This is a genomic window from Centipeda felix, from assembly GCF_900186465.1.
Lineage (GTDB): Bacteria > Bacillota > Negativicutes > Selenomonadales > Selenomonadaceae > Centipeda > Centipeda felix.
The window spans coordinates 250,728-274,564 of sequence record NZ_LT891956.1 but is presented as its reverse complement, the minus strand read 5'-3'; the positions used below and the strand labels follow the sequence as shown (position 1 = coordinate 274,564).

Below are 23,837 nucleotides of genomic sequence, written 5' to 3'. Positions count from 1 at the left end.
GCAGGAGGGACTTTTTTGCGCTGCGCCACATCTCCCATGCACGGCAAAACAAGGTGCATCACGTCGCATAAAGTTTGACAGAATTTCTCACCCGCGTTATACTCATTGCAATATTCATCTTATATTCATATTCAGATGCTTTCAGCAAGGAGGATTTCCATGACCCATCCATCGATTCGGCGTGCCCTCTCCATCCTCACCGCGTGCAGTCTGCTCGCCGCCCCTGCCGTACTGCTTACGGGCTGCGGCAGCAATAGCGACAGCGCCGCATCACAGCAGGCCACAGCAAGCAACGGACAGTCGCTCAATCCGTACATCGATGCGATAAACCACTACAACCGTGGCCAGGTCACCTGTGATGTTATCATTACCCCTTCCCTCGACAGCCTCCGCAAGGGAGAGCGCAAGGAGTACATCTTCCTGCCAGATTTTGAAAAGCTGAAAGACAGGCTCGAGAAGGCACGCTCCGACCCGAAAGTCGCAGGTGTCTACCCCGACATCGATGCAGCGGCAGATGACCTGCTCGCCATCCTGAAGGATCTCGCGCCGCTCGCCGCAAAGATGGAGGCCTACTACTCCGCCAATACCTACTTGACCGATAACTACGCGCAGTCAGACGAGATGGTCGCACAGTTCTTTCCGCTTTATGACAAATTCGGCGCTGCCTACGACAAATTCGGCGCCATCGTCACCGATCACTTCGAAGAAATACGCCTTGCCGAGATCGATACGATGCGCAAGGAGGGCAGGGTAAATGCAGTGACCTTCCTCGAGCTGACCGGCAAGACACGAGAGCTCTTCAGGATGATCAGCGACGGGCAGGTCGACAAGAACGCCGCCGAGGCGAAGATCGGTGAGATCAGCGCCCTCCTCGAAAAGCTCCCATCCGGCACAGCCTCCCTCTCCTTCTACAAGAGCAAGGTCGACAGCTTCATCGCTCAGGTGCGTGAGTACACCGCCGGGAACCCCGACCCGGAGAAGTTCAGCAACGTCATCGCGAAGTTCAACTACCTTGTCGCCGCGGGCAACCTCGTCGACATCAAGGAACTCGACGAAAAGAAAAAGTAAGGAAAGCAATTCCTAAACACGGATCCCCCGCAGATACTCTGCGGGGGATTTTCAGCAGGAACGAGGCGTGACACCATGACAAAATCAGCAGATCAAGAGTACATAACAACCGCCATCGGCAAGAAGTACCGCGTGGAGAAATCATCGGACTTTGAGTACGCAGCCACCGCCATCGGCGAGGAATGCTTCCTCTTCGGCGTGGACGTATTTGCCCACGAATGGACAGACACGCGCAAATGTATCCGTGTCCATGATCCGCTCTACGGGCAGCCCTACACCATGAACGTATACGAAATCACCGTGGACGGCAGCGTTCACCGCTTCGCCGCCGGTGAATTCTCCAACAACGTGTGGGGCTTCTGGCTGCCAAAGGACCGCGCCCGCCCGGACGGACACGACAGCGCACGCATCCCGCCGGATGAGAGCAGCGTGCCGCACACAAAGGGGCAAGAGGGAAGATCGTCATGAGATAAACACGATATACGACACAGCAAATACGACACAGCAAATACGAACCAGTAAAAAAGCACCTACCATAACAGTAGGTGCCGACATTCAGTTTTGTGATGGGGCGCCCTGTCCCCTCATTTCAGGACGGGGACAAGGACACGCATACGCAGACATACAAGGCCTCCACAATGAATGCCTCCCATCACGCGCACGAGCGCATCAAAGAAAACGGCCGTCCGCACAACTCGCGAGAGGCTCCACTATTGTTGGCGGCACAGCCATTATGCATCACTGCAAAAACGAGTAGGGAAAGTGGAGCTGACCCTTGCTCATCCATTCTTTGACATGCTCAGAATAACATAATTCGCACATCCGAGCAACAACATTCGTCCCCTAGCATGGACGGATGCGACTACCAAGGAAATATTTGCAATGAGTAATTATGAAGATTGTTTTTCCTTCTGTGTGGAAAATGGACAGCGACTCCTTGAATTGAAAATCGTCTGTTCTCAGCGGCCCCCTGCAATTTGCGCCCAAGTATATCAGATGGGCAATAATGACTACAGGATATACTGGAACGTAGGGCTGACCTCTATCGACTACTTTCACAAAATAGTGGATTACTACTCCCCAAGAATGGGAGATGCTCTATCCAAAATGAAAATAAACAAAGCTGTCACAATGGCAGAACATGATAACGGTTTTATTCGCTACGTGAAGCAGTTTACTCCGGTAAACGAGAAGGTACTGAAAGAACACGATATGTCACTTATCAACGCCGTCATAAATGCAGATTGGGGATCATCTTTCGTTGATCGTATTATTGGGCTGGATGGGCATAGATACTATCTAAAAATTGATGGTCGTGTGCCCAGAGAATACGAGGTGAGCCCTATTATCCCTCCCAATATGTCAGAAATATTCCCTTTGATCAAATTTATTGTTGACGATGTCGTCCAAATCAAAGAAAAAGACCAGATATTCTATATGCCAAGCGGAACGGTGCAATCTCCCATCACACAAGAGGATCTGCAGTCGCTGGATATCCCCCCATGGATGAATAACGATAACTGAGATGAACTCATCTCCTCTACTGATGCCAGCCTCTAAAAAATATGGAGCAAAGCCTTAAGGAAGCACTGACGAACTAGCCCCCACGGACCTACTTATCATCCTTGATTGTCTACGAGTAGGCGCGAAGCATCTCATCCATCATATCAAATGCCAGCGCAGGCTGCTCATACTTTTCCAGTGTATAGTTCCCCCGACCGTTCTCGAACTGCTGGAGAAATCTCGTGAACCCAACTGGCTCCAGTGCAGCAGCCAGCACCTGCATCCCTGCTGCCCTCACCTCGCCGGGGCTGTTCACGTTAATATCCATCATCTTCAATCACCTCAGCCAAGTAGGATACAGGATTCATCACACGCATACGAGTTACTGTATTCCGGCAAGCACGAATCAGCTTTGTATCTGTTGTCAGGAACACATCAACACGTCCGAACTCTGCACTTGCAAGGTGAAGGCTATCCATTTCATGAATGGCCGTCGTCTACTGGATCTCCTCCTCCCAACACAGCTCATCCTTCTCCTCGTTATAGACCACCGACCAGAGATATATTCCTCCCGAAGAAGATCGAAGACGTGCGGAAATGGATCGATGCGCGCCATCGCCTCCCCCTATATGTATACATTCCACGACCACCCAGAAATATCCAAGTAACATCTCTGCAATCATCCAAGTGATTGCATTCTCGCGTCGTGTAGCAAGTGCACACAGGAAAATTCGTAAGAGAAAATTCATGGCAAACGGCGTTATGTGCCAAACGTGCCCTGGTGCTCCGTACGGATCGTCAGTTCGCAGAGAATATCCTCTGCAGTCGCAACATCATCCCATCGACTCCGGCAGTGAAACGTAATACACCCATAGCCTTCTTTACCGCAGGTTATATCAAATATTTCTCTATAATCCCATCAACATCCTTTACTGCATACGATATATCACTCTCCCACCGGCCGAACTCACCTGTTTCATTAACTGCACGTACCCATTCTTCCAAAGCTTTCCGTTTAGCTTCAGATCGAGCATTCTTTTGCCCCTTTACTTCAAGTACGAGTGTGACCCCATTATTGAGTCGAATAAGGAAATCTGGGATATAGCTATAAATAACTCCTGAGAACGTATAGGGCACTTTGAATCCAAGGTGATCATTTTTGGCATATGAAAGAACGTGTTGATTCTTTTCTATTTGATAGGCCTCTGTCCCTTCCCAGCTACCATCACAAACAACATGACTAATTTGAGACTTCTTCGTAAGCTCCACAGGTTTAGAGGTAAACCATGTCAACATATCAGCTGTACTGCGTATACGATGATTTGTGTCATAGATAGGAATAAGTTTCTCAGACTGTGACGTTTTAATATAATCCACAATATGCTGAACAATCTTATTCATATTCAGCATATAAACAATACGACGCCTGAGCTCCGACCTGAAAAACAAAGGCGGCGACACATGGATTGTGTTAGGCCGCTCCAAATACTGTTCAACAACTCGAAATAATTGTCCCAAAAGCCCATATTTTGTGCCACTATCTTTCCATTTCGCATTTGTTGCATCAAAAACACGTCCAGCGACTTTAAAGATAATACTCTGCATGCGCATCTCTGCATCTAATTTCTCAAGATCAATTTCGGTACATTTTGTAAGATCAGTGTTCCCGTCCAGAACAGGTGCAAGGTCAGCTCTAATACGTGTTTCATTGGCGTCAATTTCCAACAAGGGAACTGAATTAACATCAAGTTCTAGTTTAGACTTCCAAATACGATCTAGCCGGATAATATTGGGCCAAGAAACACAGTACTCTGCACGCTCTGGTATGGATTCAATCTGAGTTTTGGGACTTGATAGAGGAGGACTTTGACTACTATCCTCTTCCGTTGGAAGAAAACGAAACGGAATACCAAATATATTAACATACTCCGGAACAAACAACTGATCTTCGCCATCTTGAAGATCATACGAAGTACGCCGCAGGCCTCGACCAATCACTTGTTCACAAAGAAGTTGGCTGCTAAATGCTCGAAGTCCAAGGATATGGGTGACAGTCTTGGCATCCCATCCCTCAGATAACATACCAACAGAAATAACATTACGCACGTTTTCTCCAGGTTTTCCCTTCTTCCCAACAGTATCAACTTTTTCACGTAAAGCAACAGCGGCTTCCTTTTTAGAGCCTGCTCCAGTCTCTGCTTCTTTCATAATCTTCGAGTCAATACGCACAGTATAATCAGGAACACATAGTTCCGGCACATTAACATGTTCTTTATCGAATGCGTTTTTTATCCTTGCAGCAGTCTCTGTTCGATTAGCAACCGTAATCATAACTGGAGGCGTTTGCATTCCGAGCAACCTCCACTCCTCATACGTTGCCTGCCAATCTTTTCCAAGCAACGTATATGCTTGATTTATCAAGTCTGGCAACGGCTCGGTCTCATCAGCTGAACGATTAATATCATCTTTAACTGTAGGGTCAGAATAAATGTGATACAGTTTTGAGCGGAATTTATTCCCAATTTTAGTTTGAATTGCATCGTCTCTCACAACGACACGAGGTGTCTTCACAAGTCCAGACTCAATACCATCATTTAATCCAAAATCGCTGACAATCCAGCCAAATAATGAGCCCTCATCATTTTTTTTACCTGAAGGTGCAAATGGAGTCGCAGAAAAATCATAACAGCAAAGGATATTCCTGGTCCTATGAATGCGATCCAATCCGCCAATCCAAACAGTAGCCTCGGCCTCATTGTCAATATACTCTTTCTTATCCCTCCCACTTAACGCGACCTTCACCTCTGGATTTTTGCGCCATGCATGATGTGCTTCATCATTAATAACTAGTATATTTCGTGCATGCGACATTTCTCCAAGTACTTGTCGCGTATATGCCTCATCACTCAAAGCACCACGTTTATCAACCGTTTTTTTCTTAGCAATATCTTGATCGCTATCCCATGATAAAGCTTGCCAATTCGTAATTCGAACTTGTCCCTGGCGCAACTGATCCAACATACTGGACAGAACGATACCAAATTGAATATAATAGTTATCCATCCCCCCCAGCTCTAATACAGAGAGCCTGCTTTTGACCGTAAGCCCAGGAGCAACAATGAATATATCTTTTGCAAAGCGCTTATCACGCGGATAAGCAACTTTGTTACAAATTTGCCATGCAATAAGCATCGCCATGACAGTGGTCTTTCCGCTTCCCGTACACATTTTTGTACAGATACGCTGAAACGTCCCGCCGTCATTCGGAACCTCAATTCCTATCCTCTCCATATCAGAGGCTTCAACGAGCCATAAAATCGTTTCAATGGCATCAAGCTGGCAGAAGAAAAAGGGTTATTGCCGTGCTTCTGTATCGTACCAATACTCCAACAAACGTCTCGTTATCCCCGTAACGCCAGGATAACCTGATTCACGCCAGTTTTTTACACGTGGTCGGATTTTGTTGACAAGCGGAAGGAGCTTAAATTCGCCTTGATCATTGTAACTATTCCGCTGCTGCCCAGCTACAATATAACCAGCGGGGCGTCTCCCTTGTTCTCGCGCAAAAGTCTGTGTTTCAATATTATATTTCCAATGAGAAGAAGGTTCTTGGTAAGCTGAGTTTATAATTAATTGCTTGATTCCAGACATCATTCCTCACCGACCTTTAATACTCGCATACTCTCAATTCCCCGATCATCAATAATCTTGACAGCAATCTTGCTATGCGGCTCTGCTGTGAACCAGAGCGATTCATTTCCAGCATAGCGTTCAATGCGTTCCTGATCAATTTCCGCCCTAAGAGTTTTAGCAAGCTTTATCCATCCACCTTTTGTGCCACTCATCGGGAAAAAGACCTGATGAGGCTCAATACAACTCATCGGATCATACTTAGTGTCGAGCATCCACATCGAGATATTGCTGGCCGATCCAGATTTTACGGTGCCATTTTTTACATCATAATAATCAAATCCCTTCACTCTGACTTTATACTTTCCTTTACTGCGTTGATCTTGTATGAGCTCAACATCTGGCTGACCAACAAGCCAAAAACTTTGATTCGATGATCTTTTTTTCTTGAGATCATCTGTCATAAGGTCAGTATTCATCTGAACTTTAAGCACAGTGACACCGTGCCAAACAACATCATCTACAAGCTGAGCTGCTTCTGGACCAAATTGGAACGCTGCAAAGATAATATAACCTGGCGTCGGACGCATTGTTTGAGCTTCATCAAGAGCAGCTTCGATGTAACGAGCATCCATAACCTTATTTTCACTGCCAAAACAAATAATAAAACGTTTTGGTTCCGTTTCCTTTGTTTCACCTTCCGCTTGGAAAAATGTTGTTCCTCCAAGAGGTTCTATACGAGAAAAGTCCAACTTATTCCCATTTTTCCCGAGGATGCCTGTAGCTAGCAGCTCTGCGCGCCAGCCATCTTGTTTTGAAGTTACCGCATTAACCTCTGAAGGCGTAACAACCTCATCAAGAGGTTTCACAAGGGGTGCAGGAAGTGATTCAACTGTAAAGGGGCCAGAGACGCGTACTTTGGTTTTATCAATTTCCGGCTGATCATACAGGATTTCCATTGGCGGTGGTTCATTATTCGCTATAGATTTTAAGGTAATATGCGGAACCGTCTTATAGATAAATCCACTCGATATGCCCTGCTTAGGATACGCAAGCTTATAGTAATCATAAGTTGCTGTCATCAACCGCTCTTTTGCGAGCTCAATTGCAACGCGCGATGTATCACAAGTAATCCAGCGACGGCCCCACTGTTCAGCAACATATGCGGTTGTTCCACTTCCACATGTAATATCAAGAACTAGGTCGTCAGGATCTGTTGTCATTAAAAGGCAACGTTGAACTGGCTTTTCCGCAGTTTGAACAACATAGATCATATCCATTTCTCCTCGTGTGTCATCCCAATTATTATCAATACTCACAAGAGGAAAATCATCGAAGTAGCGAATGTAACCTAAACGCTTACCAGTATCTCTTAATCTTCCGGCCTTCTTCAAATTATCAAGGCCAGCTGGATAGGAGGCTTTCCAATGTTCATTTTCTTTAGGGCAAAATTTTTTCCCATTAAAATCATAGATTTGCGACGTATTGGCAGCTCCCTTACTGGTTAAAGAGTGAATACCATATAGTCTTGTACCCTTTGGAAGAATAGTAAAATCTATTTTCTCCTCCTTTTTTAATGTACGAGATGTTCCGTCCGGCAACAAAGCATAAGAATAATTAGAAACACCACTCTTCGATAAACTTTTCTCTTTATAAAGAGGGCGGTATTTCACCATATTAATGTCTTTTGCATACCAAATAATATAATCTCCAACATTATCTATACGAGAACTTGAGAATCCTCCTGTTTTCCGTACATAAATCTGACTAATGAAGTTTTGTCCACCAAACACCTCATCACATATTTCACGAATATGATGTACATTCTCATCGCTAATTTGAATAAATATACTTCCACTATCTGCCAATAATCCCCTTGCTAAAAGTAGTCGATTTCTGATGTAGGTTAAATAAGAATGAACCCCTAGTTCCCATGTGTCACGAAATGCCGTAATCATTTCAGGCTCTTGTGACAAATCGTCATCTTTATTATCCTGCACCTCTTTCTTATTTACGAATGGCTGAAAGTTTGATCCATATTTTATTCCATATGGAGGGTCTACATATACCATCTGAACTTGCCCTGCCAATCCTTCTTTCTCAAGCAGTGAGTTCATAATGACAAGGCTATCTCCAGCAATAAGACGATTGGTCCAATCCACTCCATGCTGATAAAACTCGAGAGCATCCCGGTGACGCCGTTGCCGTTCTAATGGACTCTCCCAAAGCGATGTTTGAACCTCTTCAAAGTCATCTCCGATTGTCTGCACAGCGCGCAGTATTTTTGATGGTTTAATTGATTCGTGAATATGAATAGACGATGCTGACACTTCAAACGAGATTCCTTCGGCTTTGCCAGCCCACTGCAGTGACGGATCGATATGTGGATCATATTCATATTTTGTCATCTCCTCATCGCTGCGATCATATTTTGCCATCCCAATAGCAGGGTTATTCGACCTTTTTTTATCGTGATGATCATATGCTGTAACCTCACGTATTCTACTGATTTCCTTCTCACTAAGTTCTTTTCTCTTTTGTGGCATAAGGCAACATCCCTTTCTTGTGAAAGCAATTAATAAAACAATAATTCTATGAACTGCAATAATAATCCTTCAATGTGATCCAATAAGTACATATTTCTTTATATATCCTTCCGCAGTACCTCTACATACTGCGCATACGAGTAAATCCGCGTTTTTCCGACCCGCTGACACTGCTCCAAGATCCCCTTTCCCATTAGAATAGAAACACCTCGTGAAACAGCATTATAGGAGACGTTCAGCGCCTCAGCAGTCTTTTTTATCTCAATGATGGGATGCGACTCGATGTAGGAGAAGAGTTTTGTTAGTGTGGCAAGCTGACGATGATTTGCCCCGTCCGCAAGTAGTGCAACATTTTTTTCATGAAGCTCGTGCAGCTGGTCAATGGTATTCACAGCGTCCTCTGATGACACTACAACAGCACGCAGAAAGAACAGGATCCACTGCTCATAATTCCCGGTGCGCCGCACCTCGGTCATACGGTCATAGTATTCGATACGGTTTTGCTTCAGGAAATAGGAGATGTAGAGTGCAGGCGTACTCAGGAGATTTTGCTCCATCAGGAAAAGTGTAATCAACAGCCGTCCGATGCGTCCATTCCCATCAAGAAAGGGGTGAATCGTCTCGAACTGATAGTGAACGAGTGCCGTACGAATCAGTGGTTCGAGTGTGTCCTCTGCGTGTATATACGTCTCAAGTGCGGACATCGCCGCATTCATATCCTGCGCGCGTGTCCATACCGATTCCCTCCCATACAAACGGAATTTTCTACGCCCCTTATCCCTTTTGTATTTCCGTTTTTCAACAGAAACGGAAACACCGCTCCGGTGGAGCTCTGTATTTCGGCATCCAGTAGGTCATTTTGTGTGGAACTCGCTCTCTCGATATGTTATCATAAAAGAAATGAACAAAAGGAGGTGAGCCGTATGGCGGGAGTTACCGTACCGGTTCATGCACCTGTGATCGACTGGATTGTGCAGAACATCCATGAAGATCAGGTCACCCCTGATGCGCTCGACCAGCTGAACGCATGGAAGACCGGCGAGAAGCAGCCTACGCTGAAACAGCTGGAAGCGATGAGCAGGAAGACACGTATTCCATTCGGCTATTTTCTTTTACAGACACCGCCTGACGAGGATATTGCGCTTGCCGAATATCGCACGGTTGGGAGTAAAAAACATCAAAAGCCGAGCCGTGAGCTCATCGACATTTTGGATCAGATGACGGCAATTCAGGATTGGATGAGGGATGACCTCAAACGGGAACAATCGGACGCTCTTCCCTTCGTCGGATGTTGCAGTCTCCACGATTCTGCAACCGAGATTGCGCAACGGATACGGGATGCCCTTGCACTCAAAACAAACTGGTACAGAGAAGGAAAAAATGCGGAAGATAATTTCAATCACCTCCGCAACACGCTCGCACAGTATGGGCTTCTCATCTTTACGGGGGGAAAGGTCGGAGCAAATACACATCGTCCACTTGATGTGAAGGAGTTTCGTGCCTTTACACTCGTCGATGCATACGCGCCGCTCATCTTTATAAACACAACAGACACAGCAAACGGACGCCTCTTCTCCCTCCTGCACGAAACGGTTCATGTATGGCTCGGCAAAAACAGTCTCTTCAACAACTCCGAATGGTCGGATGAACACGTAAGTCTGCTCGAACAGAAGTGCAATGCCGTTGCAGCAGAATTGCTCGTCCCTGCAGCAGATTTTTCCGAGATATGGGAATCGTCCATTCCTGTTGAAGATATGATAGAACGGGCCGCACGTCATTTCCGATGCAGTGAATCCGTAATTCTGCGGCGCGCCTATGAGATGAAAAGAATACCACGGGATGTATATGCGCGTATGCTAGCTCTGCAAAAGGAGCGCTGGGAGCATGCAAAGGCACAAAAAAAGAAAAGCAGCGGCGGAGATTTCTACAACACTCTGCTCTCGAACCTTGATCATCGTTTCCTCGCCGCCCTTGAACGAAGTGTAACTCAGGGAAACACACAGGATACAGATGCCTACCGGCTGACAGCAACCAATCGCAAGACCTACAGAGAGGCGCTTGAGCGGATGGGAGGCGTCTGAGTTGAGCAAAAAATACCTCATCGATGCCAATAGCCTGATACGCCCATCCCGTGCATACTATCCTTTTGATTTCGCCCCATCTTTCTGGCAGCAGCTGCGTCCTAAAATTTCACTGGATAAAATAGCCGTTCTGGATAAGGTACGGGATGAGATTCTAAAGGGAACAGACGAACTCTCTGCCTGGATAAGCGATCTTCCGAACGAATGTATTCTGTCGACGCAGGAGATACAAATCATTCAAATGTATAGAGACGTTCTGAGCTTTATTCAGCAAAGCGATCAATACAGCGAAGCCGCACTTCGTCTCTGGTCGCGAGAAAATGTTGCTGACCCGTGGCTGATTTCCGCCGCCAAAGTATATGGCTATACGCTCCTGAGCTTCGAGCAGTCAGCCGGTCGCATAACGACGCGCTCGAACAATCCGAAACTTCCCGATGTCGCATGCCATTTCCAAGTACCATACACATCCCTATTTGATATGATGCGGCAAGAATGCTTTCGCCTATGACAACGCCCCTGCACCATTTCGATGCAGGGGCATTTTGTATCTATTTAGGGTCAAAAACTCGGATACAAGCCGTCCCAGACGACGCGGCGGTAGTTCGTGCGGTCGGTGTCGCCCTCGGTGGAGATGCAGAGGATGCGGGAGTCCTTCGTGAGGCCGATGGCGTCGCGCAGGTAGTCGAGGCTCGCGTTCTGCATGAGCTCGGCGACGAGTCCCGTGGTGACGGCGCCGCTCTCGCCCGAGACGACGCGCAGGTCGTCGTCCAGCGGGTTGCCGAGGATGCGCATGCCCTTCGCCGCGACCCACTCGGGGACGGAGACGAAGTGGTCGGCATAGTCCCGCAGGATTTCCCATGCGAGGGGATTCGGCTCGCCGCAGGAGAGACCCGCCATGATGGAGCTGATCTCGCCTGTCACGATATGCCGCTCGCCGTCGCTGGCGGCAGCCGTGCGATAGATGCAGTCGGCGCGGTTCGGCTCAACGATGGTGATGACGGGACACTCCGCCCCATAGTGCGCGGCAAAGTATCCCGTGATCGCCCCCGGCAGCGACCCGACACCTGCCTGCAAAAAGATATGCGTCGGCATCTCAGCGTACTGCTCCATTGCCTCATGGGCAAGCGTCGAATAGCCCTGCATGATCCACTGCGGCCGCTCCGTGTAGCCGCCGAACGCCGTGTCCTGCATGAGCACCCACCCCTTTTCCTGCGCCATCTGCGAGGCATAGCGCACGGTATCGTCATAGTTGTAGGTGGTGAACGACGCCTCTGCGCCGAGTCCGCGGATGTTTGCCAGACGCTCGGGCGAGCCGCCCTTCGGCATAAAGACATGCGCAAAAATCCCGAACAGCTTCGCCGCCCACGCAATACCGCGCCCGTGGTTGCCGTCCGTCGCAGTGACGAGGGTGACGCCGCGCAGCCGCTCGCGGTTCTCCGGTGCGCGCAGGCGCTCATAGGTCATCTCCTCCTCAGGGATGTCCAGATACTGCGCGAGATAGCGCGCCACGGCGTAGCTCGTACCGAGCCCCTTGAACGCGTTCAGCCCGAACCGCTTGCTCTCATCCTTCACGGCGATCCGCGCCAGTCCGAGCGACCGTGCGAGATGCCTGAGGTCGGCGAGCGGCGTCGGCTCGTACGTCGGCAGTGTCCGATGAAACGCCTCCACACGCGCTGCTGCCTCTGCACTGTAGGGCGTGAGATCTGCCTGCGGCGCTGCATCATGCGTGAGATGTGCCGCCTTGATTGATTCATTCATACGATTCTTTCCTCCGTCCATTGAAATAGTTCTGTATTTTTATTATACCATAGATTCCCGCTCTAATGATACGAATCATGTTCGTCATGTTTATTCTCTGTATTTAGGGAAGCACTGATAAATTCAGCACTACCATCTTGACGTCTCATCTTAGTTTCATATATAATGAGAAAGGTTATTATTATTTATGCGAATGGATGCAGCAAACGTCACGGACACCATCCACGATGGGAAACACAGACAGGCGGTGCCGGTTCGCATGATCCGAAAAGGAGGATTTTCCGATGAAGAAAACTCTGGTGTCCGCACTTGCGGCGGCTCTCGTCGTGGGAGCGGCAGGAACGACGTTCGCGGCGGCGAATCCGTTCAGTGATGTGCCGCGCGACCACTGGGCGTATGATGCCGTAACGCAGCTCGCCAATGACGGCGTGGTTGAGGGCTACGGCGACGGGACGTTCCGCGGCGACCGCAACATCACGCGCTACGAGATGGCACAGATGGTCGCCAAGGCGATGGCAAAGGGCGACCTGTCCGCCTCCGACCGCGCACTCGTTGATCGCCTCGCCGCCGAGTTCGCCGACGAGCTGAACAATCTCGGCGTGCGCGTATCGAACCTCGAGCGCAACGCCGACATGGTGAAGTGGAACGGCAAAGTTGAGTATACCTACACGAGCGACCGCACGGAAGTATCGCGTACGCCCTCAGGAGCGACAAAAGTCAACGACAACAATCTGCTGTTCCGTCTTGAGCCGTCTGCCGAGATCAACAGCCACTGGCACGTCAATGCACGCCTCGATGCCTCGATAAAGGTGAACAAGGACGCGGGCGAAGAGGACAACGACAAGGTAACGCTCCAGCGCGCATGGGCACAGGGCGACTACGGCAATTTCAACGTCAAGCTCGGCAAGCTGGAGATGCTCTCGGCAGAGGCGTATGCCAAGCCGGGTGCGATCGTCTTCGACCGCGAGTTTTCAGGAGCTGAGGTCAACTTTGGCAAGGACCTGCGTGTCAAGCTGCAGGCAGGACGCATGGGCAGTGACGAGTTCCAGTATGACAAGGCGGCAAACTATCAGGGCGCAGAGCTCCAGTACAACGGACGCCTGACGGCAGGGCTCGGCTACTACCGCCTCAATGCAGAAGATCTCCAAGCGATGCTCAAGAACAACAAGAAGACGATGCAGATTTTCGGGGTGAACCTCGCCTATCGCTTCGACAAGTATAATTTCCTCTCGGGTGCGTACGCATACAGCAAGGATTTCAAGATGGGAAATATGCCTGACAAATCCTATCAGATCGCGTACGAGTACAGGGGTGCAGAGCCTGAGGATCGCGGCTCGTGGGGGGCATACGTCGCCTACCGCCAGATCGCAGGTGCCTCCGTGGCACCGACGACGGATGGTGCGATGGAGGGGGCAAGAGGCGTCGAGATCGGTGCCGACTACACGCTGCTGCCGAACGTCGTGCTCTCCGCGAAGTATTTCCGTGGCAAGGATCTCTATGCGCGCTATCTTGGCTCGGATAAGGACAGGGCATCGAAGCTCTTCGGCCGCGTCGAGTTCTTCTTCTAAACGATTTCCATTTGGTCAACTTCCTTCTATATACAAAAGCCTCTCCCGACCTCACGGGGGAGGCTTTTCGCACGCCTCTTGACCCGTACCCAATTCTGCGCTATAACGATAGAAAGGAGATAGATACACGATCCCGTCCCCATGATGCACTTCTTCGCCGCAGTTCTGCTCACCGCCGCCCTCCTGCCGCAGGAGATGTTCTCTGCTCCGAACCGCAGGGAGGAGTATGGCATTGTCATGACAGACGGTGCAAAACAGCGCTGCATGCGCGGGAAGATATTGCCGCCTTTGTTGCGCAGTATATGAAGGAAGGAAATCCCCATGAACATTGTATTTGAAAAAGAGCGCTGCCGCAGCGCGGCGTACGACGGAGCCTCATGTATCGGCTATGCCGTCATCGAGGAGAGGGGCGGCCGCTGGGTCATCCCGCATACGGAGGTCGATCCCGCCTACGGGGGACAGGGCATCGCCCGCCGTCTGATCGAGGAGATCATCGCGGCGGCACGCCGTGAAGGCAGGAAGATCGTCCCCGTCTGCTCCTACGCTGCGAAGATGATGCTGCAGAGAAAGGACGCCTATCGAGATGTCCTAGAGAAGCACTGATAAATTCAGCACTACCATCTTGACACATCTTTTGCCCGCACTTCGGCGAAAAATCTACGCCAATTTGACGAACTTCATTTTATCAGCAACTCCCTAGAAAGTGATGTACCACATGAATAAAAAAGATCTTGTCGCGCAGATCTCTGCCGCGATGGAGGAGTTTCTCCGCGCACATCCCCGGGAGAGATTTTACGCGCTGGCGTTTGACTGCAATACAGAGTATGCGGAGTTTCTTGTCGGGATGAACACAGAGGAGGCGTTCCAAAAGACGCTGAGGGAATACCAAGAGGGTGGCGCGAGCGATCGCACGGATGCGTCTGCCGCCGCGAATCTGCGCTATAACCCCGGCGACTGGACGTATACGGATATCGCAGAGGCAGAACTGTTCAAGGAGGAGGAACTCATCGCGCGCTATCAGGACAACATGGAGAGGCAATGCGCCGATATGCGCCGGCTGTGCGAGGAGATTTTAGCGGATTTTCGCCAAACAGATACGTTCCGAAGCATACCGAAAACAGCGGATTTTGTCTCATACTGCATCGACCACGATGAGGATCCTGCCGATGCGCTGGCTCGCCCCCGCTGAATCGAGGGACGCTGCCCGCATCCGTACGCAAATATCGCGCCAAAAGACTGTGGCTGTTATCTCTTGACAACAATTATATAATGAGTGTAACAGTTCTCAATAGGAAAGGGATCGAATGCAAAAGGAACGTTTTAATATCACAGGCATGACCTGTTCGGCGTGCTCGGCGCGGGTTGAGCGCACGGTGGCGAAAATGGCAGGAACGGCGGATGTCTCCGTCAATCTCCTCACAAATACGATGAGTCTCGCCTACGACGAGAATGTCACGAGCCCCGCCGCCATCATTGCGGCGGTGGAGGAGGCGGGCTACGGTGCGAGCGTCAAGGGCGGATCCGCTGCGCAGACGGCGCAGACTGCCGCCCCCGCTGCACCGCAGGCAGGAAACGCGGAGGACGATGCGGCGGGCAAGGCCATCCGTGCGATGCGCACGCGTCTCCTCATCTCCATCCTCTTTCTCGTGCCGACGGTCGCCATCTCGATGAGCCATACATTCGCGGCATGGGGAATCCCCTACGCGCCCGCTTTTATTGATATCTTCTGGGGCGCGGAGAATGCGCTGACCTTTGCACTCGTACAATTCCTGCTTATTTTACCGATCATGTATGTCAATCGTACATACTATGTCAACGGTTTTCGCAATCTCCTGCACGGGGCGCCGAACATGGACAGCCTCGTCGGCATCGGCTCGATGGCGTCTGCCCTCTTCGGCGCATTTGCGATGCTGCGCATGAGCTACGGTTTGGGGCACGGCGACCTCGCTCTCACCGCGGAGTACAGTACGAATCTCTACTTTGAGTCGGCGGGCATGATCGTTACTCTCATCACGGTCGGAAAATATCTGGAGGCGCGCGCCAAGGGGCAGACGACGGACGCCCTGCGCGCGCTGATGAAGCTCGCACCGCAGGAGGCGACCGTTCTCCTCGACGGGGTGGAGCTGACCGTTCCCGTCAGTGCCCTCGCCGCGGGCGATACCATCGTCGTGCGTCCCGGCGCACGCATTCCCGTCGACGGCACGGTCACAGAGGGCACGACGAGCGTCGACGAGTCCGCCGTCACAGGGGAGTCGATGCCCGTCAGCAAAGCGGCAGGGGATACGGTTACCTCGGGCACACAGAACATCGAGGGGACGATCCGATTCACGGCGACACGCGTCGGCGAGGATACGACCATCCGCCAGCTCATCCGTCTCGTGGACGAGGCGGGCGGGTCAAAGGCGCCCATCGCACGTCTGGCGGATCGCGCGGCGGGGGTATTCGTCCCCGTGGTCATCACCATCGCGCTCCTCGCAGGCGGCGTTTGGCTCATGATGGGCGCGAGCCTTGAGTTCGCGTTCTCCATCACGATCTCCATCCTCGTCATCTCCTGCCCGTGTGCGCTCGGGCTCGCAACCCCCGTCGCGATCATGGTCGGCACGGGGCGCGGGGCGGCGCACGGCATCCTCATCAAGTCGGGCACGGCACTTGAAACGGCGGGCGGCATCGACACTGTCCTCATGGACAAGACGGGGACGCTCACCGAGGGGCGCCCGCAGCTCACGAGCATCCGCCCCGTCGGCGTAGATGTGTATAAGCAACAGTTCTTTCCTCCGGCCCTTGAAATAGTTGGGTTTAAGGCGGTGTGCTTCTCCGTTTTAGGTCTATCTTTAATCCCCTGTGAGGGGTGAATAGGGGAGAGGGGGCAGAGCATCCCTGCCGCGGCGGATTTTCACGCCGTATTCGGCAAGGGCGTGCGCGCCCGCGTGAGCGGTGCGGACTGCGCGGCAGGCAACACCGCACTCCTCACGGAGCTCGGCATCGCCCTGCCGCCCGCCATTGAAACGGTGCGTGCCGAGATGGCGTGGCGCGGCGAGACGGCACTCATCGTCGTCCGTGCGGGACAGATCGTCGGACTCCTCGGTGTCCGCGACGCGGAAAAGCCGACGAGCGCGGCGGCGATCGCCCAGATGAAGGTGATGGGGCTCACCCCCGTCATGCTCACGGGCGACGACGCACGCACGGCGCGCACGATTGCCAATCAGCTCGGCATCACGGAGGTGATCGCCGGGGTCCTGCCAAAGGATAAGCAGGAGCACGTCAAGAGACTGCAGTCTGAGGGACACCGTGTCGCCATGATCGGCGACGGTGTGAATGATGCGCCCGCCCTCGTGCAGTCAGATCTCGGCATCGCCATCGGCGCGGGCACGGATGTCGCCATCGAGAGTGCGGACGCCGTCCTCGTGCGGAGCGATCTCCTCGACGCGGTCAGTGCGATCCGCCTGTCGCGCAGTGTCATGCGCAACATCAAGGAGAACCTCTTCTGGGCGTTCTTCTACAATGTCATCGGCATCCCGCTCGCAGCGGGCGTGCTCTACCCCGCGTTCGGCATCAAGCTCTCGCCCATGATCGGGGCGGCGGCGATGAGCCTGTCGAGCATCTGCGTCGTGCTGAATGCCCTGCGCCTGCGCTTTTTCTCCATCACGAAGGAGACGGCAGAGCGCACGGAGTCAGCTCCCGCCGCACCGACTATCGCCCCCATCGACAGCGACGGCGCGCCGGACGCACCGTCCTCATCCATCACCAAAGCCGCGGCAGAATCTGCCGCCGACAGAAAGGAAGCAAATCTCATGGAAAAGACCATTCACGTCAAGGGCATGACCTGCCCGCACTGCGTCAAGCACGTCACGAAGGCACTCAGCGGCATGGACGGCGTCACGGACGTTGTCGTCAGCCTCGAGGCGGGCACGGCGACCTTTAAGACGAGCCGCGACATCCCCAACAGCGAGTACGCTGCCGTCCTCGACGACGCGGGCTACGAACTGGGCTGATCGCATAGGACATACACAAGAAAATAAACGGTCATGCGGGAGTATCTCCTGCATGACCGTTTATTTTATGATGTTTTTTATATCCCTGCCCGCATAAAAAATACGAATAATCGTAACGATACCACCAGTTTCATCAATACGATAAAAGATACAATAATGATCCACCGGCATCTGACGTATTCCCCGTGATGCCCACGGCTCCCAGGCCACAGCTCGATAGCGCTGTGGAAACGTGTCGAGTGCACGGATCGCATATCGAATCCGCTCCGTCTGTGCCCGTGCAGTTTCTTCCACCATCAGCTCAAATGCAATATAGCGATAGATGGCACGTAAATCATCATAAGCGGCAGGAGAATACTGTACCCGATAGCGGCTCATGCGCCAAATTCCTGCCTCAATGCGGCATCTACTTCATCTGGCGACATTCCCCGCCCCGTCTCCAGTGACGCCATGCCCTTTGCAAGTGCCGCATCCAGAGCAGCACGGCTCATGCTGCCCATGGCAACGGGACGATGCGCCGACGTTCCCCATTGTTCCATCGATTCTGCCGGCGGATTCAACGCCATCGCATGTGACATCGCCTACACATCCTTTCCTAACGGAGCAAGGATCCATTTTGCACCGCCATATTCGTGTCTCTTTTCGCACCTCAACGAAAAATCTATATCCATCCGAGGGACGATTCGATCAAGTTTCCCTTATTTCCTCCATTGTACCAGTTCTCTCTCCTCTTGACAATCATTTGTCTTGGCGCCCCGACATTTACAAATGGCGTGATTTATCTTACAATAAGAGAATCAAATGACAGTCATGGGCAAGGTGATAGGATTCATGGAGCAGAGCATCGGCGCGTCGCGGCGCGCAGTTTTTCTCGCGGGGGTGCATGACGGCGTGCCGATTGCACTCGGCTATTTCGTCGTGGCGTTTACGCTCGGGATTCTCGCCAAGACGGCGGGTCTGACGCCGTGGCAGGGCTTTCTCACGAGTTTTGTCAATCTCGCGTCAGCGGGCGAGTATGCGGGCTTTACGGTGATCGCGGCACAGGCGCCCTATCTAGAGATCGCGGTGCTGACCCTCGTCGCGAATGCGCGCTACTTCCTCATGTCAGCAGCGCTCACGCAGCGGTTTGCACCCGAGACGCCCCTCCTCCACCGCCTCGCCGTGAGTTTCGGCGTGTCCGACGAGATCTTCGGCATCACGGTGGCGCGCGGCGGCATGGTCAATCCCTACTATAACTATGGCGCCATGGCGATTGCCGTCCCCGCCTGGGCGATCGGCACGTCGGCGGGCATCCTCGCAGGCGGTATTCTGCCGGCGGCAGCACTCTCCGCGCTCTCGGTCGCGCTCTATGGGATGTTCGTCTGGGTGATCCTCCCGCCCGCAAAGAGGAGCCGTCCCATCGCGGGGATGGTCAGTGTGAGCTTCGCGCTCTCGCTCGCGGCGACGTACGCCCCCATCACGTGCGAGCTCTCGGGCGGCACGCGCACGATCATCCTGACTCTCCTCATCGCGGGCGTCGGCGCGTGGCTGTTCCCCATCACGGAGCAGAAGGAGGATGCCGATGCGTGACGTATGGATCTACATCGCGGTCATGAGCATCGTGACCCTCGCCATCCGCCTCATCCCGCCGCTCGTCCTGCGCAGTGAGATCAAGAGCCGTTTCGTCCGCTCGTTCCTGTTCTACGTCCCCTACGTGACGCTCGCCGTCATGACCTTCCCCGCCATCGTGCTCGCGACGCGCACCCCTCTGGCGGGCGGCGCGGCATTCGTCTTTGCCCTCTTTCTCGCGTGGAACGGCGCGAGTCTCTTTCGCTGTGCGGCGGGAGCGAGCATTATGGTCTTTGTGGTCGAGGGGCTTGTGATCGGATTTTAGGGAAGCCCTGATACATTCGGCACGGCCATCTTAGGGACATTGGAGCCCTTCAATAAAAGAGATTTTATAAAATTTCATTTATTTTAAGAAATCGCTGATAAACTGATGAACGAGAAGCTGTATCAGGAGAAAGGAGGCGAGGGATGTCCATCGAGTTTGACTGCTGGTCCGGCATCATCATCGGCGGGGTACGCTACATCATCGTGGAAAAGATCTGCTACCGCGAGCAGAATGGGAGCGACACATGGACGGAGTACGGGCTCACCCTAGAGGAGGACAAGGACAGCGAGGCGCGCATGTGGCTGAGCATCAGCGAGGACGGCGCGGAGTGCACGCTCTCCACCCCCGTCGCGCGCGTCGTACCGGCAAAATCCTACCGTCTGATCGACACGGGGATCGAGGTCGTCACGAGCGCACTCGGTGATACGGAGGCCTCGTACGGCGATTGTGCGGCCTACGAGCAGTACGAGATTGACGACAATCAATACTTCTTCCTTGAGGACTGGGACGGGTCAAAATACGGGTCGCGCGGGGTGAGAATCGATGCACATCTGATTCAAACCTTTGACCCCGGCCCCCAAAAGCGCCATGGGTTCCTGACCAAGAAACAGAAGGCCATCCTAAGCAAGCTGTTCTCCAGCAGTGCCGTATGGGGGGTGACCATATTTCTCGTCGTCATCATGCTGGATGTTGACCTGGACATCAACTCCATCCACGACATGCGCCGCACGTTCGGGTTCCCGTATGCACTTCATGAGCGCCTCTCGGATGCGCCATACTACACGGAGGAGCCGGCGGAGGGGGATGCTCAGGTCTACCGTGCCAGTATCGACAAGAACGCCGCTGCCCTCGATCTCATCGATGGGCTGGGCGGGTACGTGGATGAGATCGCCGAGAGTGACACGGATGCGCCGCAGCAGCTGATTTTCCTCCGCGCGGAGAAAGAGAACCTGCAGATCTCCGATGATGGCGAGGGGAAGGCGCGCATTGTCGTCTCACACGCGCCGCTTCCCGCAGATCGCGTGGCGTCGGTGACCGCCCGCACGCTCGGCCACTATGCCGAGACGGTGCGCGGGTGGAGTGAGACCGGCCGCCGCGGTGTTGTCGAGCCCGGCCCGAATGAGGCCCCCCTGCCGCTCCCACGATCCATCTATGCACCGCCGCCGAAAACGCCGCCTGCCGCCCCCGCCGCCCCTGCGTCCACAGCTGCGCCCTCTGATGCGGCAGCGGCACAGGACAAGTCATCTATCATGACACGCGCCGAATGGGTTGAGAAAATGCAGGCGGCGTCCGATGGGAGAGCGGTAAAGCCATCCCTGCATCTCGCACATTAGAGAATCGCTGATAATATGCAGTCCACTGACGATAGGAGAACCGCTATGATTGATCTGTCCACCCTCTTGCTCACCGCGTTCTATGCGCTCTTTGGCATCCTGCTGATGATCGTCTCCAATACGATCATGGATTTCTTCGTCCCCGGCGATTTCGCCGCTGAGATCAAGCGCGGCAACTGTGCCGTCGCATGGCTCTCCGCCGGCTCCTTCATCGGCATCGGGCAGATCCTGCGCGCCGTGATCCTCTCCCCCGCCTACGATGCTGTCCCGCCCGACTTCCTGCAGGGCGTCTTGCTCAGCATCGTCTACGCTGCGGTCGGCATCGTGTTCTTCGTTCTCGGCTTCTTCATCATCAAGATGTGGCATCGAAAGTACGCACTCGCCGAGCAGATCATGCGCGGCAACATGGCAGCGGGCATCTTCCTCTTTGGCGTATTCGTCGGGCTCTCCCTCGTCATCAGCGGAGCAGTGCACTAAGGAGCGGACGCATGGAAAATATGGGACGCAAGGCTGCCATCCTCGCTGCTGCCGTCGCGGCCGTCGGCGCTCTTGGGGCAGGGTATTACTATCGTAACGACATTATATATAAAATATGTGACATCGTACATCCCGAATGGAATGAGGGGGAGGCACGGCTCACGGATGATCTCGATCGCCGCTGCAGCCTCCTCAACAACGGCGACGGCACGGAGACCGTGCTCTACGACAACGATACGGCGGTGACCTTCCGGCGCGACGAGGGCGGTGATCTCGTCTGGCTGTACGGCACGGCGAGCATGATCGCCCCTCTGGCGGCAAACTATTTCGCCTTTCACGGATTCTCCTACCCCGGCGGTCACATGGAGCTCGCACAGATGACCTACCGCATCGACGGGGCGCTCACACCGTTGCCCGAGGCCATCCCCGTACGGTCGGGCCGGCATCATCACACGACGGTCATCAATAGCGGCGGCGGTCGCGGAGGAAACAGCGACAACGACAACTATGAGCGGAACAAGAGCCGCCGCATCAAGGACATCAGCAAGCAGTCCGGCTTTGGACGGGCAGGCATCCGCTCCTCCTCGGGAGCATCATGATGCATCCAGCCACCTATATTGATCAGCTCGATCCTTCGATTTTCCCTTTTATTCAATACGCCGACTATCCAGATCGCTACCCCACGCATACAGTGCAGGCGTTCCCGGCATCATTCTATGAGGAGATGCGCACGGCATCGGCAGGGCTGTTCCGCGTCTTCTGCAAGGCCGCCGAGGTGCTCCAGCGTGCGCCGAACGACTTCGCACGCGCGATGGATATGCCGCGCGAGATCCTGCCCTATCTGCACACGGTGAACGCCTTTCATCTGCCGACGTGGCTCTCGCGGTTCGACTTCGTACTCGACGAGGCGCAGCAGCTGCACATGGTGGAGATCAACGCCGATACGCCGTGCTTCGTCATCGAGTCCTTCTACGCGAACGGCGTCGCCGCCGCATACAACGGACGCCGCGACCCAAACGAGGGGATGGAGGCGCAGCTGCGCGGCTTCCTCACGGAGGTACACAACCGTCTCTCCTCCCCCCTCGCCGATCTCGGACGGCGCGCGCTCACGCGGCGGCCGTTCGTCTTCTCTGCGTTCGACGACTATCCCGAGGATCTCGGGACAACGCTCTACCTCATGCGACTCATGCAGGAGGGCGTCCCCCACGGCGACATCCGCTTTCTCTCGTTCTATGATCTCGCGATCGACGCGCACGGCATTCCGCTGGACGACAACGCATACGCATCAGCACTCTACCGCCTGCATCCAATGGAGATTCTCGTGGACGAACGCACGGAGGATGATGCACCGCTCGGGACGATGTTCCTCGATCTCTACCGCGCAGGCAGTTTTGCCATGATGAATCCGCCCGAGGCGATTCTCCTGCAGAACAAGTCCTTTATGGCGCTCGTCTACGCGCTCGCACGCACGGGGCAGCTCTTGACGCCCGAGGAATGTGCGCTGGTGGAGCGTTACCTCACGCCGTCCTATTTCGAGGACGATTTCGATGCGCTGCGGGACGGCACCTACATCCGCAAGGAGATCTGGGGACGCGAGGGGAAGAACGTCCGCCTCGTCGAGAAGCGCGGCGAGCGCGAGGAGATGGTCTACGAGCGGCAGCCCGACAGCCCCGAGGAGATCATCTGCCGCGCGAGCAGGAAGGCAATGTATCAGGACTTCGTCCGTCAGCCGCGCTTTACGCATACGGTCGACTCTGGCAGCCTCACGGGCTGTCTGACGCTCTCGTGCTTCATGCTCTTCGGCACGCCGTCCGCCGTGGGCGCACGGTTCTCCCCCGAGGAGATCGCGGGGACGGAGGCATTCTTCGTACCATTGGTCATCGCATAGCAAAAGGGGAATAGGCAACTCGCCTATTCCCCTTTTCGATCAAAAAAGAACCTGCCGAATATTAGGCAACGACGGTTCTTTCTTCAAGTACAAAGACTTTAGGGAGAGACCGACGTTCC

At 53.2% G+C, this 23,837-nt stretch carries 21 protein-coding genes and 2 pseudogenes; 16 read left to right on the top strand and 7 right to left on the bottom strand.

Going from position 1 to position 23,837, the window contains the following annotated elements; translation table 11 throughout:
• Nucleotides 1–159 precede the first annotated feature (159 nt).
• From C1713_RS02360 to C1713_RS02350, 3 genes are all read left to right on the top strand, one after another.
• On the top strand, nt 160–1,068 hold the full coding sequence (locus C1713_RS02360; RefSeq protein ID WP_102492905.1) for a DUF3829 domain-containing protein: 909 nt from the start codon (nt 160–162) through the stop codon (nt 1,066–1,068).
• Between the two features lie 75 nt (nt 1,069–1,143).
• Nucleotides 1,144–1,536: a hypothetical protein gene (locus C1713_RS02355; RefSeq protein ID WP_102492904.1), complete on the top strand. Its 393-nt coding sequence runs from the start codon at nt 1,144–1,146 to the stop codon at nt 1,534–1,536.
• 414 nt (nt 1,537–1,950) lie between these two features.
• Nucleotides 1,951–2,592 (top strand): hypothetical protein, encoded by a 642-nt coding sequence (locus C1713_RS02350; RefSeq protein WP_245870932.1) that lies wholly within the window; start codon nt 1,951–1,953, stop codon nt 2,590–2,592.
• A gap of 109 nt (nt 2,593–2,701) precedes the next feature.
• Here C1713_RS02350 and C1713_RS02345 read toward each other — a convergent pair whose 3' ends face one another.
• The 4 genes and pseudogenes from C1713_RS02345 to C1713_RS02330 form a co-directional block, all read right to left on the bottom strand.
• Nucleotides 2,702–2,902 carry a hypothetical protein gene (locus tag C1713_RS02345; RefSeq protein ID WP_006690613.1) on the bottom strand — a complete coding sequence of 67 codons (201 nt, stop codon included), beginning with the start codon at nt 2,900–2,902 and terminating at the stop codon, nt 2,702–2,704.
• A gap of 560 nt (nt 2,903–3,462) precedes the next feature.
• On the bottom strand, nt 3,463–5,898 hold the full coding sequence (locus tag C1713_RS02340) for a DEAD/DEAH box helicase (RefSeq protein WP_212669085.1): 2,436 nt from the start codon (nt 5,896–5,898) through the stop codon (nt 3,463–3,465).
• 323 nt (nt 5,899–6,221) lie between these two features.
• Nucleotides 6,222–8,747 (bottom strand): site-specific DNA-methyltransferase, encoded by a 2,526-nt coding sequence (locus tag C1713_RS02335; RefSeq protein WP_102492903.1) that lies wholly within the window; start codon nt 8,745–8,747, stop codon nt 6,222–6,224.
• A gap of 98 nt (nt 8,748–8,845) precedes the next feature.
• Nucleotides 8,846–9,517, bottom strand: a pseudogene (locus C1713_RS02330) (Fic family protein); the annotation flags it as partial.
• A gap of 153 nt (nt 9,518–9,670) precedes the next feature.
• On the opposite strand from C1713_RS02330, the gene C1713_RS02325 reads away from it, so the two are divergent.
• The gene (locus C1713_RS02325) at nt 9,671–10,828 is read left to right on the top strand and encodes an ImmA/IrrE family metallo-endopeptidase (RefSeq protein WP_102492901.1); all 1,158 of its coding nucleotides are present in this window, start codon (nt 9,671–9,673) and stop codon (nt 10,826–10,828) included.
• A 1-nt stretch (nt 10,829) separates the two neighbouring features.
• Nucleotides 10,830–11,336, top strand: a complete 507-nt coding sequence (locus C1713_RS02320; protein WP_245870926.1) for a DUF4411 family protein — start codon at nt 10,830–10,832, stop codon at nt 11,334–11,336.
• Nucleotides 11,337–11,386: 50 nt separating this feature from the next.
• Here the strand turns inward: C1713_RS02320 and dpaL are convergent, their stop codons facing one another.
• Nucleotides 11,387–12,586, bottom strand: coding sequence for a diaminopropionate ammonia-lyase (gene dpaL / locus C1713_RS02315; protein WP_102492899.1), 1,200 nt, complete (start codon nt 12,584–12,586; stop codon nt 11,387–11,389).
• A 284-nt stretch (nt 12,587–12,870) separates the two neighbouring features.
• Here dpaL and C1713_RS02310 point away from each other — a divergent pair, with 284 nt between their 5' ends.
• From C1713_RS02310 to C1713_RS02295, 5 genes and pseudogenes are all read left to right on the top strand, one after another.
• The gene (locus C1713_RS02310; protein ID WP_102492898.1) at nt 12,871–14,154 is read left to right on the top strand and encodes an S-layer homology domain-containing protein; all 1,284 of its coding nucleotides are present in this window, start codon (nt 12,871–12,873) and stop codon (nt 14,152–14,154) included.
• A gap of 141 nt (nt 14,155–14,295) precedes the next feature.
• Nucleotides 14,296–14,460, top strand: coding sequence for a hypothetical protein (locus C1713_RS12045; protein WP_170950751.1), 165 nt, complete (start codon nt 14,296–14,298; stop codon nt 14,458–14,460).
• A gap of 15 nt (nt 14,461–14,475) precedes the next feature.
• Complete coding sequence (locus tag C1713_RS02305) at nt 14,476–14,757, top strand: GNAT family N-acetyltransferase (RefSeq protein ID WP_009753580.1); 282 nt, start codon at nt 14,476–14,478, stop codon at nt 14,755–14,757.
• Between the two features lie 112 nt (nt 14,758–14,869).
• Nucleotides 14,870–15,343 (top strand): DUF4303 domain-containing protein, encoded by a 474-nt coding sequence (locus C1713_RS02300; RefSeq protein ID WP_245870924.1) that lies wholly within the window; start codon nt 14,870–14,872, stop codon nt 15,341–15,343.
• A 115-nt stretch (nt 15,344–15,458) separates the two neighbouring features.
• Nucleotides 15,459–18,146 (top strand): annotated as a pseudogene (locus C1713_RS02295) (heavy metal translocating P-type ATPase).
• 60 nt (nt 18,147–18,206) lie between these two features.
• Here C1713_RS02295 and C1713_RS02290 read toward each other — a convergent pair.
• Both C1713_RS02290 and C1713_RS02285 read right to left on the bottom strand, forming a co-directional pair.
• Entirely contained in the window at nt 18,207–18,524 is a 318-nt protein-coding gene (locus C1713_RS02290) for a type II toxin-antitoxin system RelE/ParE family toxin (RefSeq protein ID WP_102492896.1), read from the bottom strand.
• Nucleotides 18,521–18,724, bottom strand: a complete 204-nt coding sequence (locus tag C1713_RS02285) for a hypothetical protein (protein ID WP_050341947.1) — start codon at nt 18,722–18,724, stop codon at nt 18,521–18,523. Before C1713_RS02285 ends, C1713_RS02290 begins: the two co-directional genes overlap by 4 nt.
• A 223-nt stretch (nt 18,725–18,947) precedes the next feature.
• Here C1713_RS02285 and C1713_RS02280 point away from each other — a divergent pair, with 223 nt between their 5' ends.
• The 6 genes from C1713_RS02280 to C1713_RS02255 all read left to right on the top strand — a co-directional run bounded on the left by C1713_RS02280 (nt 18,948) and on the right by C1713_RS02255 (nt 23,718).
• Nucleotides 18,948–19,715 (top strand): AzlC family ABC transporter permease, encoded by a 768-nt coding sequence (locus C1713_RS02280; protein WP_102492895.1) that lies wholly within the window; start codon nt 18,948–18,950, stop codon nt 19,713–19,715.
• Entirely contained in the window at nt 19,708–20,019 is a 312-nt protein-coding gene (locus tag C1713_RS02275; protein ID WP_040572553.1) for an AzlD domain-containing protein, read from the top strand. The genes C1713_RS02280 and C1713_RS02275 overlap by 8 nt, the downstream gene beginning before the upstream one ends.
• 143 nt (nt 20,020–20,162) lie before the next feature.
• A complete protein-coding gene (locus tag C1713_RS02270; RefSeq protein ID WP_102492894.1) occupies nt 20,163–21,353 on the top strand; it encodes a DUF4178 domain-containing protein in 1,191 nt (396 codons plus the stop codon).
• A gap of 45 nt (nt 21,354–21,398) precedes the next feature.
• Nucleotides 21,399–21,830: a DUF350 domain-containing protein gene (locus tag C1713_RS02265; RefSeq protein WP_040572554.1), complete on the top strand. Its 432-nt coding sequence runs from the start codon at nt 21,399–21,401 to the stop codon at nt 21,828–21,830.
• 11 nt (nt 21,831–21,841) lie between these two features.
• On the top strand, nt 21,842–22,429 hold the full coding sequence (locus C1713_RS02260; protein WP_006690636.1) for a hypothetical protein: 588 nt from the start codon (nt 21,842–21,844) through the stop codon (nt 22,427–22,429).
• Nucleotides 22,426–23,718 carry a glutathionylspermidine synthase family protein gene (locus C1713_RS02255; RefSeq protein ID WP_102492892.1) on the top strand — a complete coding sequence of 431 codons (1,293 nt, stop codon included), beginning with the start codon at nt 22,426–22,428 and terminating at the stop codon, nt 23,716–23,718. Before C1713_RS02260 ends, C1713_RS02255 begins: the two co-directional genes overlap by 4 nt.
• Nucleotides 23,719–23,837: the final 119 nt, after the last annotated feature.

What these genes read in the sequence shown, in the direction of transcription:
- C1713_RS02280 (WP_102492895.1), top strand. Translation starts at nt 18,948, where the DNA reads ATGACAGTCATGGGCAAGGTGATAGGATTCATGGAGCAGAGCATCGGC.
- C1713_RS02290 (WP_102492896.1), bottom strand. Translation starts at nt 18,524, where the DNA reads ATGAGCCGCTATCGGGTACAGTATTCTCCTGCCGCTTATGATGATTTA.
- C1713_RS02360 (WP_102492905.1), top strand. Translation starts at nt 160, where the DNA reads ATGACCCATCCATCGATTCGGCGTGCCCTCTCCATCCTCACCGCGTGC.
- C1713_RS02310 (WP_102492898.1), top strand. Translation starts at nt 12,871, where the DNA reads ATGAAGAAAACTCTGGTGTCCGCACTTGCGGCGGCTCTCGTCGTGGGA.
- C1713_RS02350 (WP_245870932.1), top strand. Translation starts at nt 1,951, where the DNA reads ATGAGTAATTATGAAGATTGTTTTTCCTTCTGTGTGGAAAATGGACAG.
- C1713_RS02265 (WP_040572554.1), top strand. Translation starts at nt 21,399, where the DNA reads ATGATTGATCTGTCCACCCTCTTGCTCACCGCGTTCTATGCGCTCTTT.
- dpaL (WP_102492899.1), bottom strand. Translation starts at nt 12,586, where the DNA reads ATGAATGAATCAATCAAGGCGGCACATCTCACGCATGATGCAGCGCCG.
- C1713_RS02300 (WP_245870924.1), top strand. Translation starts at nt 14,870, where the DNA reads ATGAATAAAAAAGATCTTGTCGCGCAGATCTCTGCCGCGATGGAGGAG.
- C1713_RS02325 (WP_102492901.1), top strand. Translation starts at nt 9,671, where the DNA reads ATGGCGGGAGTTACCGTACCGGTTCATGCACCTGTGATCGACTGGATT.
- C1713_RS02335 (WP_102492903.1), bottom strand. Translation starts at nt 8,747, where the DNA reads ATGCCACAAAAGAGAAAAGAACTTAGTGAGAAGGAAATCAGTAGAATA.
- C1713_RS12045 (WP_170950751.1), top strand. Translation starts at nt 14,296, where the DNA reads ATGATGCACTTCTTCGCCGCAGTTCTGCTCACCGCCGCCCTCCTGCCG.
- C1713_RS02345 (WP_006690613.1), bottom strand. Translation starts at nt 2,902, where the DNA reads ATGATGGATATTAACGTGAACAGCCCCGGCGAGGTGAGGGCAGCAGGG.
- C1713_RS02305 (WP_009753580.1), top strand. Translation starts at nt 14,476, where the DNA reads ATGAACATTGTATTTGAAAAAGAGCGCTGCCGCAGCGCGGCGTACGAC.
- C1713_RS02355 (WP_102492904.1), top strand. Translation starts at nt 1,144, where the DNA reads ATGACAAAATCAGCAGATCAAGAGTACATAACAACCGCCATCGGCAAG.
- C1713_RS02285 (WP_050341947.1), bottom strand. Translation starts at nt 18,724, where the DNA reads ATGTCACATGCGATGGCGTTGAATCCGCCGGCAGAATCGATGGAACAA.
- C1713_RS02255 (WP_102492892.1), top strand. Translation starts at nt 22,426, where the DNA reads ATGATGCATCCAGCCACCTATATTGATCAGCTCGATCCTTCGATTTTC.
- C1713_RS02270 (WP_102492894.1), top strand. Translation starts at nt 20,163, where the DNA reads ATGTCCATCGAGTTTGACTGCTGGTCCGGCATCATCATCGGCGGGGTA.
- C1713_RS02275 (WP_040572553.1), top strand. Translation starts at nt 19,708, where the DNA reads ATGCGTGACGTATGGATCTACATCGCGGTCATGAGCATCGTGACCCTC.
- C1713_RS02260 (WP_006690636.1), top strand. Translation starts at nt 21,842, where the DNA reads ATGGAAAATATGGGACGCAAGGCTGCCATCCTCGCTGCTGCCGTCGCG.